This is a genomic window from Streptomyces sp. NPDC012827 (assembly GCF_042900905.1).
GTDB lineage: Bacteria > Actinomycetota > Actinomycetes > Streptomycetales > Streptomycetaceae > Streptomyces > Streptomyces gulbargensis.
In genome coordinates this window covers 1-1,205 of the sequence record NZ_JBIBBY010000023.1, presented here as the reverse complement: position 1 = coordinate 1,205, position 1,205 = coordinate 1, and the positions used below count along the sequence as shown (strand labels likewise).

The following is a 1,205-nucleotide window of genomic DNA, read 5'->3' as shown; positions in this document are numbered from 1 at the left end:
CTTCAGAACTAACACAGTGGACGCGAGCAACTGAGGACAAGCCCTCGGCCTATTAGTACCGGTCAGCTCCACCCATTACTGGGCTTCCACATCCGGCCTATCAACCCAGTCGTCTACTGGGAGCCTTACCCTCTCAAGGAGGTGGGAATACTCATCTCGAAGCAGGCTTCCCGCTTAGATGCTTTCAGCGGTTATCCCTCCCGAACGTAGCCAACCAGCCATGCCCTTGGCAGGACAACTGGCACACCAGAGGTTCGTCCGTCCCGGTCCTCTCGTACTAGGGACAGCCCTTCTCAATATTCCTACGCGCACAGCGGATAGGGACCGAACTGTCTCACGACGTTCTAAACCCAGCTCGCGTACCGCTTTAATGGGCGAACAGCCCAACCCTTGGGACCGACTCCAGCCCCAGGATGCGACGAGCCGACATCGAGGTGCCAAACCATCCCGTCGATATGGACTCTTGGGGAAGATCAGCCTGTTATCCCCGGGGTACCTTTTATCCGTTGAGCGACGGCGCTTCCACAAGCCACCGCCGGATCACTAGTCCCGACTTTCGTCCCTGCTCGACCCGTCGGTCTCACAGTCAAGCTCCCTTGTGCACTTACACTCAACACCTGATTGCCAACCAGGCTGAGGGAACCTTTGGGCGCCTCCGTTACCCTTTGGGAGGCAACCGCCCCAGTTAAACTACCCATCAGACACTGTCCCTGATCCGGATCACGGACCCAGGTTAGACATCCAGCACGACCAGAGTGGTATTTCAACGGCGACTCCACAACCACTGGCGTGGCCGCTTCAAAGTCTCCCACCTATCCTACACAAGCCGAACCGAACACCAATATCAAACTGTAGTAAAGGTCCCGGGGTCTTTCCGTCCTGCTGCGCGAAACGAGCATCTTTACTCGTAGTGCAATTTCACCGGGCCTATGGTTGAGACAGTCGAGAAGTCGTTACGCCATTCGTGCAGGTCGGAACTTACCCGACAAGGAATTTCGCTACCTTAGGATGGTTATAGTTACCACCGCCGTTTACTGGCGCTTAAGTTCTCAGCTTCGCAACCCCGAAAGGTCACTAACCGGTCCCCTTAACGTTCCAGCACCGGGCAGGCGTCAGTCCGTATACATCGCCTTACGGCTTCGCACGGACCTGTGTTTTTAGTAAACAGTCGCTTCTCGCTGGTCTCTGCGGCCACCCCCAGCTCA

General features: G+C 56.3%; 1 rRNA gene. It reads right to left on the bottom strand.

Annotated features, from left to right (window positions below):
• Positions 1-32 precede the first annotated feature (32 nt).
• Positions 33-1,205: ribosomal RNA gene (locus ACFY60_RS29510) — 23S ribosomal RNA — on the bottom strand; the annotation flags it as partial.